Source organism: Desulfobacter sp. UBA2225 (assembly GCF_002348205.1).
Lineage (GTDB): Bacteria > Desulfobacterota > Desulfobacteria > Desulfobacterales > Desulfobacteraceae > Desulfobacter > Desulfobacter postgatei.
On sequence record NZ_DDYV01000035.1, the window covers coordinates 22,190 to 39,900 of the forward strand.

Annotated in this window: 16 protein-coding genes; 9 read left to right on the top strand and 7 right to left on the bottom strand. The window is 46.7% G+C overall.

Features of this window, described 5'->3' with window-relative positions:
• The first annotated feature begins 73 nt into the window (after positions 1-73).
• Entirely contained in the window at positions 74-2,005 is a 1,932-nt protein-coding gene (locus B3D59_RS01930; RefSeq protein ID WP_286817393.1) for a bifunctional acetyl-CoA hydrolase/transferase family protein/GNAT family N-acetyltransferase, read from the top strand.
• A 13-nt stretch (positions 2,006-2,018) separates the two neighbouring features.
• Here the strand turns inward: B3D59_RS01930 and rlmD are convergent, their stop codons facing one another.
• Positions 2,019-3,410 (bottom strand): 23S rRNA (uracil(1939)-C(5))-methyltransferase RlmD, encoded by a 1,392-nt coding sequence (gene rlmD / locus B3D59_RS01935; RefSeq protein ID WP_286817394.1) that lies wholly within the window; start codon positions 3,408-3,410, stop codon positions 2,019-2,021.
• A gap of 76 nt (positions 3,411-3,486) precedes the next feature.
• Between rlmD and B3D59_RS01940 the strand changes: the two genes are divergently transcribed.
• A complete protein-coding gene (locus tag B3D59_RS01940; protein WP_286817395.1) occupies positions 3,487-4,221 on the top strand; it encodes an alpha/beta hydrolase in 735 nt (244 codons plus the stop codon).
• Positions 4,222-4,274: 53 nt separating this feature from the next.
• On the opposite strand, the gene B3D59_RS01945 is transcribed toward B3D59_RS01940, so the two are convergent.
• The 3 genes from B3D59_RS01945 to B3D59_RS01955 all read right to left on the bottom strand — a co-directional run bounded on the left by B3D59_RS01945 (position 4,275) and on the right by B3D59_RS01955 (position 7,838).
• Entirely contained in the window at positions 4,275-4,928 is a 654-nt protein-coding gene (locus B3D59_RS01945) for an OmpA family protein (RefSeq protein ID WP_286817396.1), read from the bottom strand.
• 100 nt (positions 4,929-5,028) lie between these two features.
• Positions 5,029-6,297 carry a CinA family nicotinamide mononucleotide deamidase-related protein gene (locus B3D59_RS01950; protein ID WP_286817397.1) on the bottom strand — a complete coding sequence of 423 codons (1,269 nt, stop codon included), beginning with the start codon at positions 6,295-6,297 and terminating at the stop codon, positions 5,029-5,031.
• 11 nt (positions 6,298-6,308) lie between these two features.
• A complete protein-coding gene (locus B3D59_RS01955) occupies positions 6,309-7,838 on the bottom strand; it encodes a B12-binding domain-containing radical SAM protein (protein ID WP_286817398.1) in 1,530 nt (509 codons plus the stop codon).
• 449 nt (positions 7,839-8,287) lie between these two features.
• On the opposite strand from B3D59_RS01955, the gene B3D59_RS01960 reads away from it, so the two are divergent.
• The 5 genes from B3D59_RS01960 to B3D59_RS01980 are packed head-to-tail and all read left to right on the top strand — an operon-like array spanning position 8,288 to position 12,875.
• A complete protein-coding gene (locus tag B3D59_RS01960) occupies positions 8,288-9,775 on the top strand; it encodes an anthranilate synthase component I family protein (protein WP_286817399.1) in 1,488 nt (495 codons plus the stop codon).
• Between the two features lie 6 nt (positions 9,776-9,781).
• The gene (locus tag B3D59_RS01965) at positions 9,782-10,351 is read left to right on the top strand and encodes an anthranilate synthase component II (protein ID WP_286817400.1); all 570 of its coding nucleotides are present in this window, start codon (positions 9,782-9,784) and stop codon (positions 10,349-10,351) included.
• A 1-nt stretch (position 10,352) separates the two neighbouring features.
• A complete protein-coding gene (trpD, locus tag B3D59_RS01970) occupies positions 10,353-11,372 on the top strand; it encodes an anthranilate phosphoribosyltransferase (protein WP_286817401.1) in 1,020 nt (339 codons plus the stop codon).
• A 16-nt stretch (positions 11,373-11,388) separates the two neighbouring features.
• The gene (locus B3D59_RS01975) at positions 11,389-12,192 is read left to right on the top strand and encodes an indole-3-glycerol phosphate synthase TrpC (RefSeq protein WP_286817402.1); all 804 of its coding nucleotides are present in this window, start codon (positions 11,389-11,391) and stop codon (positions 12,190-12,192) included.
• Positions 12,193-12,197: 5 nt separating this feature from the next.
• Positions 12,198-12,875 (top strand): phosphoribosylanthranilate isomerase, encoded by a 678-nt coding sequence (locus B3D59_RS01980; protein ID WP_286817403.1) that lies wholly within the window; start codon positions 12,198-12,200, stop codon positions 12,873-12,875.
• Here the strand turns inward: B3D59_RS01980 and B3D59_RS01985 are convergent.
• From B3D59_RS01985 to B3D59_RS01995, 3 genes are all read right to left on the bottom strand, one after another.
• Positions 12,868-13,596, bottom strand: coding sequence for a LysM peptidoglycan-binding domain-containing protein (locus B3D59_RS01985; protein WP_286817404.1), 729 nt, complete (start codon positions 13,594-13,596; stop codon positions 12,868-12,870). The genes B3D59_RS01980 and B3D59_RS01985 overlap by 8 nt on opposite strands.
• Before the next feature lie 114 nt (positions 13,597-13,710).
• Complete coding sequence (locus B3D59_RS01990; protein ID WP_286817405.1) at positions 13,711-14,181, bottom strand: hypothetical protein; 471 nt, start codon at positions 14,179-14,181, stop codon at positions 13,711-13,713.
• Positions 14,182-14,194: 13 nt separating this feature from the next.
• Positions 14,195-15,385, bottom strand: coding sequence for a YkgJ family cysteine cluster protein (locus B3D59_RS01995; RefSeq protein WP_286817406.1), 1,191 nt, complete (start codon positions 15,383-15,385; stop codon positions 14,195-14,197).
• A gap of 499 nt (positions 15,386-15,884) precedes the next feature.
• On the opposite strand from B3D59_RS01995, the gene B3D59_RS02000 reads away from it, so the two are divergent.
• Both B3D59_RS02000 and B3D59_RS02005 read left to right on the top strand, forming a co-directional pair.
• On the top strand, positions 15,885-17,234 hold the full coding sequence (locus tag B3D59_RS02000; RefSeq protein WP_286817407.1) for an RRXRR domain-containing protein: 1,350 nt from the start codon (positions 15,885-15,887) through the stop codon (positions 17,232-17,234).
• Positions 17,204-17,711 (top strand): formylglycine-generating enzyme family protein (locus B3D59_RS02005; protein WP_286817408.1); only part of this gene is annotated, 508 nt, incomplete at its 3' end. The genes B3D59_RS02000 and B3D59_RS02005, both read left to right, overlap by 31 nt.

Sequence of the window (17,711 nt, forward strand, 5' to 3'; positions counted from 1 at the left end):
ACCATAGTTGCCTTTAAATAAGAAATATAAAAGCCGTCTTCAAGCAGGCAATAAATATTGGGGGGGGGTGAGCATGAAAAAAGCCACTTACTGGGCGGATTCCTACATCGATAAACGCTGCAGCGCCCAGGAGGCCCTGAAACATATCCGGCCTGGTCAACGCGTATTTATAGGCTCATCCTGTGCTGAACCCCTGCACCTTGTCAAAGAGTTATCCGCTATTTCCGCAAGATTAACCGATCTTGAAATCGTGCGCCTGCTCAGCATTGAAAACGGCCCACTGACGCTTATCGCTAATGAGCCCCACTCCCAGCAGTTCAATATCAGATCCTTTTATTTAGGATCCTGCGGGCCAAACATTATCAAAAAAAATCAAAGATTTATTACGCCTGCGAACCTGTCCCAGATTCCGTACCTGTTCAAATCCGGGCTCATGCCGTTGAATACGGCGCTGATCCAGGCCTCTCCGCCCGATGACTTTGGATGGATGAGTCTTGGAATTTCCGTGGACATTAATCTTTCGGCCTGCGAAACTGCTGATATTGTCATATGCCAGATAAACCCCCAAATGCCCCGGGTCCTGGGCAGAAGTTTTATCCATGTTAATGATGTTGACTATATTGTGGAACATGAGGATCCGCTTTTAACCATCCAGCCGCGTCCTGAACATGAGTCGAACAATATTATTGCCAAACATATTTCACGTCTCATTGAAGACGGTTCAACCATCCAGACAAGTCTTAGTTTAACCACTGAGGCAGTTATGTTGGCATTATCAAATAAAAATGATATTGGAATTCATTCACAATACCTGTCAGATGCAATCATGCATCTTTTTTCCATCAGGGTAATCACGAATAAGAAGAAAGGGTTTAATAACGGCAAACTTGTGGCCAGCGCAGCCGTAGGCTCCAGACTGCTCTATGACTTCCTTGACGACAACCCTTCCATTGAATTTTACCCGTCGGATTATACCAACAACCCGGGCATCATCGGTCGCCATAATAAAATGGTTACCCTGAACACGGCCATGGCCATTGATTTAACCGGCCAGGTGGCTGCCGATGCGCTGCCGTTTAACAACTACACAGGGATAAATGGGCTGCTTGACTTCACCCGGGGAGCAGCTATGTCAGAGGGTGGAAAATCCATCCTTATGATGACCGCTACCATGGATAACGGGCAAGAAAGCCGCATCGTTCCCCGCTTAGCAGAACACGCTGTGGTGGTTCCAAGGGGAGATGTCCAGTTTGTGGCAACAGAATACGGGGTGGTGAATCTTTTTGGCAAAACACTTCAGGAACGGGTACTGGCGCTGGTATCCATTGCCCATCCGGATTTCAGGGATGAACTGTTTGCCGCAGGCAAGGAGATGGGCCTGATTGACAGTGACCGCAAATTTAAAGAGGCCATTAAGGGCGTCTACCCGCTTAAATATGAGGAAACCATTGTTATAAAAGATATCCCCATTACATTCAGAGCGGCAAAACCGACGGATGAACGGTTTATCCAGGAACACTATTACACCATGAATCGCGGGGATATTGTTTCCAGATTTTTTCATGAGAAAAAAAGTTTTGCCTATGACCAAATTGAAACCACCTATGAAATTGATTATATCAATGACCTGACCATTGTCGCGACCATAGGCGAACTGGGATTTGAAAAAATTATTGCCGTGGGCGAGTATTTTAGAAACACCACCATTAACATGGCCGAAGTTGCTTATTCCGTATCAAAAGAATACCAGGGCATGGGAATTGCCAACGTCTTACAGAAAAAACTCAATCAAGGCGCCATTGACAACGGTATTAAAGGATTGATCGCCTATACTTCTCCACATAACAAAGGCATGATCCGCCTTTTTCACAAACAGCCATATAAAATCACAACTGAAAAGAATGATGACATGCTTATTCTAACCTGCTTGTTCAATGAGCCTAAAGAAGATGGCAACGACGACGGCGGCAAAGCCCTGGGAGAGGCCATTCTGTCCATGGGGTAAGAAGGCCTAAACACTAACTTTTTCTCACAAGCAACGCCACGGATTCAATATGATAGGTATGGGGGAACATATCCACAGGTGTCACTTCTACTACGGCGTAACGTGAGGCGAGCATTTCAAGGTCCCTGGCAAGGGTTGCAGGATTGCAGGAGACATAGACGATTTTGCCGGGAGAATTGGCCAGCACATGTCCCACCACATCCTTGTGCATACCCACCCTGGGCGGATCAATGATGATCACATACGGCTTTTCGGGGACCTGTCCAAAAACATCCTTGATGTCCCCTTCCAGAAAGGTGCAGTTATTGATGCCGTTCAATCTTACATTTTCCCGTGCGTCAACCACAGCAGAGTGGACAATTTCAATACCGTATATTTTTTTTGCCTGACCGGAAAGCCAGATGGGAATGGTCCCGGTACCTGAATACAGATCCAGAACCGTTTGAGATCCGTCAAGATCCGCATATTCACTGACTTTTGTATACAATTTTTCACAGGCCCGGGTGTTTGTCTGGAAAAAAGAGTTTGCCGAAATTTTAAACTGATACTCACCAAGCTGTTCGATCAGATGATCTTCTCCATGAATAAGCATCTCTTCCTTACCCGTGGAGACCCCTGATCGGGAATCTGTAACATTATTGACAATGGAGCGTATCTGACTGAATTTTTCCGCAAGCAGCCTGCTTAAAGCTTCTATGATATCAGGCTTTTTTTCACTGGTCACAAGATTGACCATCCACTGGTCCCGGGCCACGGAATGCCTTAGCATGACAAAACGCCAAAAGCCCTCGTGGTTGCGCAGATGATATGCGTCAAGACCGGATTCGGCCACAAAGCCACGGATGGTTTCTAAAATTTCATTACCAAGAGCCGGCATAATATGACAGGTATGAATGTCAATCACTTTGTCAAAGGTGCCGGGCACATGCAATCCAATGCCAAAGCCCTTTTTAATGGTGTCATCAGACAGCTCGTCCGGCAGAAGCCAACGCATGGAAGAGCAGGAAAACTCCATTTTATTCCGGTATTCATAGATATAATCCGAGGGCACAACATCCATCACCCGCACATCTTTCAAGCGCCCGATGTGCGCCAGCGACTCGAGAACATGGCGCTTCTTGTATTCAAGCTGGCGTTCGTAAGGCAGTTGCTGCCATTTGCACCCCCCGCAAAACCGGTTATACTCGCATCTTGCTTCCTGGCGCAGGGGCGAAGGATTGACAATATTGATGAGCCGTCCTTCGGCCCAGGATTTCTTTTTTTTGAAAATCTTTACAAAAACCCGGTCTCCTGGAATACACCGGTCCACAAACACCGGAAATCCATCGGGTTTAGCCAGACCCTTTCCCCCGAAGGCAAGGTCAATAATGTCAAGTTCGTAGGTTTTGCTTTTTTTAACAGGCATTTTATACTATATCTTGTGATTACATTAATTGTTGAAAAAGGCGATAAATATACAAGGATATGAATATAAAGACAAGATGAAAATCGTAGAAATAAATTTTATAGTTGATGGATTCAACTTGAAAGGCACCCTTCACCTTCCCAAAAGGCCGATGCCCCCCCTTGTTGTCGGTTCCCATGGTCTTGAAGGCAGCAGAGCCTCTGCAAAACAGGTGCTTTTATCAAAGGTTCTGCCTGCAAATAAGATAGCCTTTTTGCGTTTTGACCACAGGGGATGCGGCGACAGCCAGGGCAATTTCCTTAAGGAGACCACTCTTGAAAACCGCACAAGGGATTTTTGTGCGGCAGTGGATCATGTTCTTAACATGGGGGTTACATCAAACCGGGTTGCCCTGTTTGGCTCCAGTATGGGTGGTGCCACCTGTATCAGCGCCTGGCAGGATCTTGAACGTGCAGGCGTCAGTATTCAGGGCGCTGTTTTGTGTGCGTCCCCCGTGAATACCCGGACCATAACAAGGATTCCCCTGGCAGGCAATAACAAGCGCCCTGCCCTTTGTTTGGATTTTTTCAAGGAAAACCTTTTGTATGACCTTTCAGACAAGGTAAAGGCCTTGCACCATGTCATGATTTTCCATGGCACTGCTGACGAGGTAGTCCCCGTGGAAAATGCAGAACGCATTTACGCCGCCATGCAGGCCCCCAAAGAGATGGTCCTTCATGACGGCGGAAATCATCAGATGACAACCCGGGCACACCAGCAGGATTTTGAAAAAAAAATGACTGCCTGGTATAAATCTGTATTTAAAAAATAGGCTTGATCATAACATCAGCCACAAAGTGTCCATCTGAAATGTTTTTTATGTAGTTAAAAAGAGCCTTCCACTACCGGCTTAATAATGATTTCTACGCGACGATTCATTGCGTCATTGGAAGAGATTGGCCGGGACTCCCCATAACCCACGGCCATGATTCTTTGGGCTGAAACGCCGTTGTCAATTAATTGGTTTGCGACAACTTGAGCTCTTCGTTCTGATAGTCTTTGGTTATACTCTTCCGAACCTTTGGTGTCAGTGTGCCCGGCTACTTCAATGCGGGAATGGGGATACTTGATTAAAATGTCCGCAATCCTTCTCAGTTCTGAATATGCCCCTGGTTTCAAATGAGTTGAGTCATAATCAAAATAAGCGTCTTCTTTAAAGGTTGCCCTCAAAATATCCTGCTCACGCTCTATACTTGCCGATTCGGAAGCTCCAACTGCATGTCGCAACTCTTGTTCCTGCAGGTCCATATATTTACCGACCTGATTACCTGTAAGCCCGCCGATGGCAGCACCGATACCAGCACCGATAAGTGTGGATTTCGTGTCTCTGCCAATGACCTGGCCTAGAATGGCGCCGACGGCTGCGCCGGTACCTGCCCCCACAGCCGTTCCTCTCTCCTGATTCGTCTGCATGGTTGCGCATGAAAAAAGAGCGGCCGATAAAACAATAACAACACCCGTGACAATCAATTTTTTCATAAAAACCCCCTTAAGGTGTGGAAAACCAAGCCTTCGGGCTTGGAAAAAAAACAGTGCTTCAGCACGTTGTGTTTGTAAAAAGGTATATAATATTTAGTCTTCAATAGTTTTTCACAAGTTCCCTGCGCAACATCTCAAGGGACATGGCGGCAAACAGTTGTTTGTTGCGCTCACGGTCTCCGCGATCCAGCAGAAACCTTTGGGAATGCGACCCCGACGGACCGGCCACCCCAATGCATACGGTTCCCACAGGCTTGGCTTCGGTCCCGCCGGAAGGGCCGGCAATGCCCGTGGTGGACACGGCCCAGTCTGATCCGCCGGCTGTTCTGACGCCAATCGCCATTTCAAGGGCAGTGGTTTCATCCACCGCCCCATTTTTTTCCAGGGTTTCCCGGGACACGTTAAGGATCGTTTCTTTGGCGGAGTTGGCATAGGTGGTGGCTGAAAACAAAAAATAGTCAGAGGCGCCGGGCACATCCGTGATCAGGTGAGCCACAAGTCCGCCGGTGCAGGATTCAGCCACACTGAGCGTCTGCCCGCACTTTTTCAAAAGCCGCCCCACCTCCTGGGCCAGGGTCAGCCCCTGGTCTGAAATGACTATAGATCCGAGCTGTTCCATCACCCATAGTTTGGCCTGCTTCATCTGCCTGGCGCCATCCATACCCTCTTCGGAATCGGACACCACCTCTTTAAGCAGGGACAACTTCACCTCAATCATGGGGAATCTGACCCTGAAACCCAAATGAATTTCTGGAAACTGCAGCGCAAAACCTGAAAGGATCTGTCCAACCCTGGATTCAGGCATGCCAAACAGCATCAGGCGGATGATTTGAATTTCACCGGCATGACCGGTCATTTCATACAATTTGGGTCTCACTTTCAAATCAAACATCCGCTCCATTTCCCGGGAGACACCGGGCATACAAAAAAAACGGCACTTGTTGATGGTCATGGAAATCCCAGGAGCCGTACCATGAAGATTTTCGAGAAACTTTGCGCCTTTGGGCAACATGGCCTGTTTTTCATTGGCGGGGGTAAGATCGAACCCGCGTTTATCAAAATACTTTTTCATGGACTCCAGGGCTGCGGCATCCAACTCAATTTTCACCCCTGCAGCTTCAGCCAAGGCCGCAGCCGTTAAATCATCGGGTGTCGGTCCGAGACCACCTGTCATCACACAGATATCTGCGGCAGATGCGATGCTTTGAATCTCCCGTACAAGGGCTGCCATATCATCGCGCACTGCACTTGTTTTTATAACGGTTATACCTGAACGTTTAAGCTGCCGGCATAAAAATGCGCTGTTGGTATCCACAATATCACCAAGCAGAACCTCGTTTCCGGTGGATAGAACATGGCCATTAATCATGACAAATTCCTTTAAAATTCTTCTATATGATTAAAAAACATGGCATGGTTTGATGAAAAAAAAGCCGGATTTTTTCTAAACCTGGATCCCACTCCCAGCTGCTTTTTAAACTCTTTATCAATAAACGATTTCACATTACGGCGGGTCCAGCCCAATGGGTGTTCAAAATTAAGATATAAAGAGAGATCTCCATGGTAAAATTCTTGGGTAACAAGCCCCTGGGCATCTTCGCTGAACTTAGGTAAATTAAACACGGACAGATTCAAATAGTCAATATCGGATTTATGGGTCTTGATATAATCCAGGGTGCGGTAAGCTGCAGCCTCATCTTCATAATGGGTGCCGAAAAGCAAGTAAACAAAAGTAAGAATGCCTGCAGCTTTAAGATTGGCAAGGGTGGCTGACACAAGCTCAAGATCCGTCCCCTTTCCCATATCCTCCAGTACCTTCTGATCACCGGATTCAAGCCCGAGTTTAAGCATTTCACATCCGCTTTGCTTAAGCGCCCGGCAAAATAGAGGATCTGCAAAATCCTTTTCAAACCGGACAAAGCCGTACCACTTAAACGCACACGTCCGTCTGGAAAGTGTACGCAGAAACGCAGGCGTTACGGCATTGTCTATAAAATGCACAACATCCGGATGGTGGTTTTGAGTCATTAGGTCAAGGTCTCCAAGCACCCGATCGGGCCGCTGGGTTGAATAGGGACGTGTTTCAGCCTTTTCAGGGCAGAACCGGCACTTGCGCCAGTAACACCCGATGGAACCCCGAAAAGGCAAAATTTTTGCCGGCGCAATGTAATCATGGTTATCGGCAAACCCGTAATCCGGCACATAATGTTTTTTCTCAATGCCGGGCTTACCAAGTAATGCGAGCAAAGGAGATTCGCCCTCCCCTTTAACCAGGTGATCAACCAGGCTTGAAAACGGGTTGTTAAAATCAGGACGACTCATCCAGGAAGAGATCAATCCTCCTCCCATGACAAGTATTTTACCCGGGAAGTTATCTCTGATCCACCCGGCCAGGGCAAAGCTGACCAGGGCCTGATTGAGATAGCAAAGGGAGATACCGATCCAGGGATGATCCCAGCCTTCTATCACGGGGCGAAGTTTTTCTTCAAAATATGGGAAAAAGGGGTTTTCCTGGTATAATGCGGCACTGTCAAGCAGGGCCTTTGAGTCCACCGAAGAGAGCTGATTATCTGAATAATCACTTAAGCTGATTCTAAATCTTGACCGGTCCACGGATACCGCCACCAGCCGGTTCAGGTCATAGACCCGCTGGTGGTATCGGTCAAAATTGGTGTAAAGATCAGAGCTGCGAAGATCATTTAAAACGGCTGCCCTGTTTTTCAAAGCCCTACGGGTCCAGGAATCGGTTGCCTTGTCTTTGCCAACAGAGTTGATCAGCCACAAAAAGCCGTCCACATTGGCATCAACACATTTGCAGTCAATACCATTTTCCTTTAATGCGGAAGACAAAAGAGCAATGCCGGCCGGGGGTTCACAAGGTTTTGCCACAGGGGGAAAAATCAAAAGCATTTAAATCAGTCCTGAACCAATATCATAAATCATGAAACTTAAGATGCATCGAAATTAAACCATTCAATATATAAATGCCGGTGTCCAATAGTGCCAGCTTTTTTTCATTTTTGTCCGGTCTTAATTTATAGATTTTAAATTTTGTTTCTACCAATAGAAACATTTTTATTGACACCGTTATTAAAACCATTTAATTTGGCCTTTAAAAAACGTATATAGAGTAAAGGCACCTATGAAAACTTTTGCAACCCACCAGAAACTAAATTTGTGGCGCTGGCATTCCTGGCCAATATGGCAATGGCTGTTGCACCGGTTATCAAAGATGCTTTAGATTCTTGTGACATATCGCTGCAGCAGCTTTCACTAAATTTCATGGCTGTTGCGGGCCCAAGGCTGACAACACCCATGTCAGCCTTTTTTTATTTTAAATATTTTGTGAGGATTTTTTAATGATATTAGACAGACTGCCGGATAAAGACCAATTCATCAAACTTGCTCAATCCGCCAATGTCATACCTGTGGCCACGAGGGTACTTGCAGACAGTGATACACCCGTATCCATTCTACAGAAATGCTATGAAAAAGACAAAGCGTGCTTCCTTTTAGAGAGTGTGGAAGGCGGTGAACGGTGGGGCCGTTACAGTTTTCTTGGTGTGTCTGCATTTGGACACATTAAAATTTTTCAAACCCATGTGCTTGTGACAACCCGCCACGATACCCAAAAAATCGCCCATAACAATGATCCTTTAAGCGTGATGAGGGACGTTATCAAAGGATTCACCCCTGCCGATATCCCTCATTTGCCGCGATTCTGGAGCGGTATCACCGGCTACTTTGCCTATGAGATGGTCTCTTTTTTTGAAAATATTGATGTTTCCCTGCCCGATGGCACCCCGTACGGCCATTTTATTATTCCCGAGCAGATGATCATCTTTGACAATATCAAACAGACCCTGACCTGCCTGAATATCTGTTACCTGTCCAAGACAGATGATCCGGCCACGGTCTATGATAATGCAAGGGATAACGTTGACACGCTTGTGAAGGATTTAGGAAAACCGCTTGTTCCCGGGACGGCTGCCCCTGTTGTCGATACACAGCTTGCACCGGAAACACCGGCCGAAGAGTATATGGAAGGGGTTAAAACCATCAAGGCGCATATTGTAGAGGGAGATATTTTCCAGGCGGTATATTCCCAGCCCTTTTCATGCAAAACAACGGTCGATCCCGTACTGATCTACAGGGCCCAGCGCTACATCAACCCGTCACCATACATGTTTTTCATGAACTTCACGGACCGGGTCATTGCAGGATCTTCCCCTGAAACCATGGTTCGCCTTGAAAACCGGGTGGCAACCCTTCGACCCATTGCAGGCACAAGGCCCAGGGGCAACAGTGAACAAAAAGACCGGGCCCTGGCCGATGATCTGCTCAATGATGAAAAGGAAAAGGCAGAACATGTCATGCTCATTGATCTGGGCCGAAATGATCTTGGCCGGGTGGCCCAGGCCGGCACGGTCCAGGTCACGGACACCATGGTCATTGAACGCTATTCCCATGTCATGCACCTGGTCTCTAATATCACCTGTGATTTAAAAGAGGATTGTGACGCCTTTGATCTTTTCAAGGCCACCTTTCCGGCAGGCACCTTGTCCGGTGCGCCCAAAATCAGGGCCATGGAGATCATAGCAAAGCTTGAAAAAAGACAAAGGGGTGTTTATGGCGGTGCTGCCGGGTATATCTCCTTTACCGGCAACATGGATTTTGCCATTACCATCCGCACCGCTGTCATGGAAAACGACACGTTGACCGTCCAGGCAGGGGCAGGCATTGTCTACGACTCAGACCCTGAATCCGAATTGAACGAATGTATCAACAAGGCCAAAAGTGTTGAGATGGCATTGAAACTTGCTCTGTCACAAAGCCCAAAAGGATAGTAAGATATGAAAACCGCAATAATAGACAACTATGATTCCTTTACCTTTAACCTGGTGCATTATGTGCTGCATACAGGGGCACAGGCAGAGGTTTTCAGAAATGATAAAATCAGTGTGGAAGCGCTTGCCGGCTTAGGGTTTGATGCAATTATTCTGTCACCGGGGCCGGGCAGGCCTGAGGATGCAGGCATCTGCCTTGAACTTGTTCAAAAACTGTCCGGGACAATCCCCATACTGGGGGTGTGTTTAGGCCATCAGGCCATTGCCCAGAGTTTTGGCGGCACCATTATCCATGCCAAGTCCATTATGCACGGCAAAACATCCGTGGTGGAAGCCGACGGCAAACACATCTTTTCAGGCATCAACAAGCCCTTTAATGTGATGCGTTACCACTCCCTGGCGGTTCAGGAATCGGACCTGCCCGACTGTCTGGAAGTGACGGCCAGAACCCTGGACGGTGAAATCATGGGGATAAGACACAAAGAGCATCCCACCCAGGGAGTTCAGTTCCATCCGGAATCTTTCATGACCACCGTGGGAAAACGGCTGATCAGAAACTTTATCAAAGGAGCATGATGTGGATTTTACAACGTACCTGAATACCATAGTACGCGGACAGGATCTCAGCCAAGACCAGATGGCGGACATGATGAACACCATTTTTTCAGGACAGGCCACCGAAGCCCAGATCGGGGCATTCATGGCAGCCCTTGCCACAAAGGGGGAGACATTTGAGGAACTGGCAGGTGCGGCCCGGGCCATGCGGACCAAGGCGGTTCGTCTTCAGACGCTTGCCAAAAAGGTCATTGACACCTGCGGCACAGGCGGTGACGCCTCGGGGTCATTTAATATCTCCACCACAACGGCCTTTGTCATTGCAGGCGCGGGCATAACCGTGGCAAAACACGGCAACCGGTCAGTCACCAGCAAATGCGGATCTGCGGATGTACTTGAAGAACTTGGAATTAATTTAAGTGTGGACCCTGAAATTGTGGAAGAGGCCATCAACGAAATCGGCATTGGTTTCATGTTTGCGCCCCTGTACCACGGATCCATGAAGTACGCCATGAAAGCCCGTACGGAGTGTAAGATCAGAAGCATTTTCAACATGCTCGGACCATTGACCAACCCGGCAGCCGCCTCATGTCAAATCCTTGGGGTATATGCACCGGAACTAACTGAAATGTTTGGAAAGGCATTAAATTTACTGGGTGTGGAAAAGGCCTTTGTGGTTCACGGCCATGACGGCATGGATGAAATGACCACCACAACACTGACCCGGGTAACGGAACTCAATGACGGCATGATTAAAACCTATGATGTGGATCCCTTGACCTATTTTGACGAATATGCCGACCCCAAAGATCTTTTGGGCGGCGATGCAAAACACAATGCCGCCATCACCCGGGCCATTCTGTCGGGGGGAAAGGGCCCGAAACAGAATATTGTCTTGCTCAATGCAGGCGTCGGCCTTGTAGCGGCAGATGCCGTCCCCACCATTAAAAAAGGGATTGAAATGGCATTAAAATCCATTGAAACAGGCGCGGCTATGGAAAAACTTGAATTGCTGGCAGATTATACCCGGGAAAACGCTTAAACGGAAAGGCAGATAAATGAAAGGATTTCTCAACGCTGTTGTTGATGTGAAAAAAGAAGAAATAAACCAGGCCAAAATCAAAGTGCCCTTAACCGCCATTCGCCATGATGCGGAACATACGCCTACCCCGGCTTCTTTTGCTGATGCCATGGCAGGTTCAACCCGTGAAGCGGTCGGTATCATTGCCGAGGTCAAAAAAGCATCCCCTTCCAAGGGAGATATCAGAATTGATCTTGACGTGGCCGCCTATGCCGCGGCCTACACCCAGGGCGGGGCAAGGGCCATATCGGTGCTTACGGAATCAAAGTACTTTAAAGGCACCTTGTCCGATCTTGAACTTGTGTGTCAGAACACAAATCTACCCGTACTTCGAAAGGATTTTATCTTTTCCGAATACCAGATTTATGAAGCCAAAAAGGCAGGGGCCTCTGCGGTTCTTTTGATCACAACCCTGCTTGATCCCGCCCAGCAGGCAGAACTGACCCTTCTTACCCGGGAGCTTGGTATGGAACCGCTGGTGGAGATTAATTCAGAATTTGAATTTGAACAGGCATACAAAGCCCAATCCCGGGTGGTGGGCATTAACAACAGAAACCTTGCGACCCTTGAGGTGGACACAACTGTGGCAAAACGTGTGGCAAAAATTTTTCCCGATGAAATTATCCCCGTGGAGGCCTCGGGCATTTCCGGTCGCCCCGGCATTGAAGCCGGCATTGAAAACCGTATTTTCAATTTCCTTGTGGGAGAGAGCATTGTCCGTTCAAAGGATCCGGCCCGGTTTATCAAAACCCTTCTTGGCATCAACGAAAAGGGTGATTAACGGCCATGGCTCAAATTCCCGCACCCATATGGGAGATACCCGTCCAAAGGCACCGTGTGCTTGTAAAAATATGCGGCCTGACCCTTGTTGATAATGCACTTGACTGCGTAAAAGCGGGCGCGGATATCATTGGGCTTGTTTTTTTTGAAAAAAGCCCCCGGCATGTCAGCAAAGCCAAAGCCCGGGAAATTGCCCGTGCCCTTCCCAAAGGCGTGCCGGCCTGCGGGGTGTTTGTCGATGAAACCTATGACACCATCATGCAGACCGTTTCTGCCTGCGGGCTTGAAATCGTACAGTTGCACGGCGCAGAAACCCCTGAACTTGCGGACCGCTTATCGGCTCAAAATCTTGTGGTGACCAAAGCTTTTTTTGCAGCAAGACCTCCTAAGCTTTGTGACACAGAAAAATATCCATCCGCTGATTTTTGTCTGGCCGAGTACGGCAAAGGGATACTTCCCGGGGGAAATGCAGAAACATGGGATTATGATCAGGCCCTTGACATGGCAAAAAAAGTGCGTTTGATGCTGGCCGGAGGGCTAACCTGTGAAAATGTGGCGGATGCAGTTTCAAGGATACGCCCCCATGCCGTGGATGTATCTTCGGGTGTGGAAAAAACAAAGGGCATTAAAGATATTGCAAAGGTCAAAGCCTTTATCAGGGCTGCAAAATCTGTTTCTATCTGACCAATAACTTACCCCCGATATGTATCTTATCCTCAGGTGTCAAATTATTCATTTTGCGTACGGCTTCCACATTGGTTTTATATTTCTGGGAAATCGACCACAGGGTTTCACCCTTTTGAACCGTATGAAACTGGTTGGTCTTCTTTGGTTTGTCAGCGTTTTTCTTTGCCACCTGAACCTTTTTCTCGGGCGCGGGTACAGACTTCTTCTCTTTAGGCTCGGATTTGACAATCTTTTTTGGAGGAGGCGTCGAGGCGACAACAGCCACTTTGCTTAATCGGCCTTCAAGTTTGTCCACGCGCTCAATCAGAATATCAAGCTTCAGGTTGACTGCCGTTTCAATTCGAGAGATCCGTTGATCAAGGCCTGACACGGCCCGGAATGCAGCTTGGTTTTCATTCTGAGCCGAAGAGGATGCTATTTTTGCCAAAGCGATCTCAAGGGCTGAGATACGATCTTCAAAACCCGGGGCGATATGATCTTCCCCTTTAGCTGAAACAGCTTCCGGTTCACTGCTATTTTGTGTCGATGATCCCCTGAAAAAAAAGAAAAAAACCAGAATTGTAACCACCAGGGCGGCGATAATAATCATGGTAAATTCATTTTTTTTCATCAATGAGGTGCCTTGGTCGATGGTGGACACCCCGGGTTCATTTTTTTCCCGGGTTGTCTCTTTGTCTGTGGTATAAATGTTGGATTCAGGGGTGGTTTTTTGTTTCATTTGTCGGCTCCTGGAAAAAAATATCTTAATGCCTCTTAATAGCACTTCAGTCTGTTATTTCAAGCCCAAACAATAATTTTAGGCTTATATAATTTCATCGTATAAGAATACATTTTATACATTTGGTCGGACCAAATCAGTATATAGCAAATTTTTCTGGTAGTTGCCTGTCAAGTAGACCTTATCAACCGGTCTGCCATACCGGATATAAAAATTGAAATCCTGGAGCCTGGCGTAAAATTTTAAAAAAACTGCCTTATCTGTTTCCAGATTGACCCGGCATTTATCAAACAATTGAAAGGCACTTGCGGCATGATGAACCATGAGATAAAAGCAGGCGGCTGACAAGTATTTGCAGTTTATCTGCCTGTATAATTCGGGATAAAATCTGGAAACATAGAGGCTGCCTGAAAAAACTTCATGGGAAACAATCAGCGTTTTTGAAATCTGCTTTCCTGTATCTCTGCTGCAAAGAAAATATTCAAGACAGGTGTCGTCCCTGGAAAAGGTGAGTAAAAACAGATTGTTGAACCTTGGAATCTGCTGATTTAAAAAATTATTTTCCCCGGCGTTTGCTGTTATCATTTTAAAGATCCGGTTATCCTTGCCTGGGAATCCGGCACAAATCTGAATCCCCTTTGAAACCAAATTGTTCATACCACTCACTTAACACCTTGAAATCCCTGTTCGAACATTTGTCATTGGGGCTGAAGACGGGATTGGCACTAAGTCGGACATTAAAACAGTCAGCTTTCCGGCACAACTCCACAAGCATCAGTGTTCCGTTACCGCTTTGGAGAACAAAAGCCTTTAGATGATGGATATGGACGGTCCTGTTTTGGGTACCAACCTCATTCAAGGCGACGGCACCAATGGATTTTCCATAAACATTTTGAAAAACAAACGAATGGATCTGTGAATGATTTTGTGCATATCCATACCCGGCAAGGCGACTTTTGTACTTTCCGTAAAAATAATTGATGTATTCCTGTTCCCGGGATACCGGTAATGTCTGAGCAGCTCTATCCGAATGGAGGTCAAAAGATCGACAATCACCCAATGAATCAACCCGTGATGATGCAGGTCCCAACTGGGTATTTACATTTAAAATATCTTCTCCTGAAAGCCACAACGGTAATGGATCAGTTGCTTTAAGACAGTTGAAGAGACCCCTCGTCATTTCAAAGGGAGCCGTCTCAAGTTTCAACTGACCGGCAATATCTGTAAAAAGCGATCTGGAGGATTCAAATACAAAATTTCTGGCAGAAGAAGATTCAATTTCATCATCAATTTTTCCCGAATTAAAAATTTTTCTGCAAAGCGATGAATCCATGCTGTTCCATGCACGGCAGATAAAAGGGCGAACCTTATAGATGCTGCACATCCCGTTTTCTAAAAAAATACAGGGCAGCTCATCCTTGATTGGGAAAAGAAGGCCAATGGATTTTCCCCGGGTCCGTTGGAGCCGCAGTTCGATTTTGTCCATGAGCAGCAGAATCTGTTTTCCGGTAAAACATTCATTGATAAAGGCCAGAATAAGCAAGGATTCAATGGGCAGCACATGTATCTGGGAATGACAGCAGTAACTGCAACCTGGCCCGCAATCGACAGCAGGGCTTTTATTCGAACTTTCAAGGGCGTCGACAATATCATGGGCGTATGCCATGACCTCTTTTAACACGGGAAGAACCGCGTTGTTTATAAAACCGTTGTAAATTTTTTCCCGGAACTGGCCTTCCAGAATATCTTTGAATGGATTTTGGCATGACTCGCCTATGATTGCTCTCATATAGCCTCTCCAATGTAAGACAGAGAGGATTCTGTGCCAAACCAAAAGGCTGTCTGAACTTACTTAATGATAATAATAAAAAGTGACGACACATTATATAAAATTAAACCCGGCGTCAATATACCATTTCCATCCGCATGGATATAACCTTGAATCCCGGGTTTTAAATATGTTAATGTCAACATTATTATCCGCGTGGCATAACTCAAAACCAGACAAGCAGCCAGGAACTTGTTATGAGGGTCAACTACCCCTCCTGAATCAGAGATTGAGAAGGGGCTTGTAAAAGCCCAAGTTGACTAGCCTCAGTCTCTTTATTAGGGACTACGTTCGGCAGGATGTAGATACCTTTGGATGTAATCGCCAGTCCGAAGCTCTATCGTGGCTCTGTAAAAGCTCTGTGAGGAAGGAGCGGTCAACCACGTTGTGAAGCCTGCTGAACATTGGCGAGGCGAACCTTACCCCTCTTTGGAGGGTGTGCATAACTGAAAGTTTTTTTATGAAAGTGTATGTCAAATCACAATCAGGTAAATGGCTGATGCCGACAAATCCGGCAAATGCCAGAATTTTGCTCAAGCAGGGCAAGGCAAAGGTGATTCAAAGAACACCCTTTGCAATTCACTTGCTTTATGAGACCACCGAGCATATTCAGCCGGTGACCGTTGGGATTGATGACGGAGGGATCAATATCGGGATTGCAGCGGTTTCAAACGGCAAGGTTTTATTTCAACAGGAAGTTGTTTTACGTTCGGACGTCAAGTCAAAACTGGATACCCGGAGGCAATACCGTAAATCCAGAAGAAACCGCAAAACAAGGTATCGAAAGTCAAGATTTCTGAACAGAAAGTCATCCATTCCCACATGCAAGGTGTGTGGCGGGAATGCCCCGGCATCTCAGGTGATCTGTCGATCCTGCCTGAACAGAGCGGATGGGGTTCATCAAAAATATGCGAAGATCAAAAAAAGTGTTTTCCGAATCCCACCATCAATCAAGGCAAAAAAAGATGCGATTATCCGGGTGGTCAAGCAGATCCCACTGCCCATTTGCCGAATTGTGCTGGAAGATCTCTATTTCGATTTCCAGGCAATGGAGAATCCGGACATTTCCGGTGAGCAGTATCAGCATGGAGATCTGCTTTATCACAAGAATTTCAAACAGGCGTGTCTGGTGCGTGACAAGTTCAGATGCCGTGTTTGCGGTGCGCAAACAAAACTGCAATGCCATCATATCTGTGCAGGAGCAAAGGGCGGGACAGACAAGCTCTCAAATCTGATGACGCTTTGTGATCTCTGCCATGATCGACATCATAAAGAAGGGCTCAAACTTCCGAAACAAAAGAGTTCCTTCTACATGTCGGCAGCACATGTCCAGCAGGGGAAGCACTATCTGCAAGCTAAGTTGTCACGAATCGCGCCATTACGGACGACATTCGGGTATATCACCAGTCATTTTCGGAACAATGCCGGGATAGAAAAATCTCATGTCAATGATGCTGTTATCATTGCAGATAAACAGGCAAGTCCTCTGGACCGGCAGATACAGACAAAACATGTGCAGTCACGGAAAAGAAGTTTGCATGAAGCAACTGCAAGAAAAGGAAGGAAAACCCCGAACCGAACCCAGAAACGGAATAACAAAAACGTATTTACCCTGAAAGATTTTAACCGGTGGGATACTGTGCAATACAAAGGGAGAGTCGGTTTTATCTCCGGATTCACAGGGTCATCCTCCTGCTATATTGTAGATATCAAAGGCAATTATATCAAGAATCCAATGAAGACATACAAACAGGTCGATTTGCGGGAGATATCACTGATATGCAAAAATCAAACAATTATAAGCCAATAGACCGATTCATCCCCCACCGAATCAAAGATTCGGAAGGGGACTTCTCGGCCAGAAAGTTAAAATCCTTGTTCGACATACTGTTTTTTCTTTTGATTTTCGCACTGATTCATGCGTCGGTGCTTTCGGATGCACGTGCCCAAAACTTTTTTATCAATAAGATCGGAATGAAATTTGTTCTGATTCCAGCCGGATCCTTTATAATGGGAAGCCCTGACTCGGAAAAGGGGCGGCAAAAGGACGAAAAACAACACAAGGTGATCATCAGCAAAAGCTTTTATATGTCAGAAACCGAAGTAACCCAGGGTCAATGGGACCGCCTTGTATTTCCGAATCCGTCATCCTTTAAGCTGGGCAATTACTATCCTGTGGATACGGTGTCATGGGATGATGCCATTGAATTTATTCGGTTTTTAAACAAGAGAGAAGGTACCCATACATACCGGTTACCCACAGAGGCGGAATGGGAATATGCCTGCC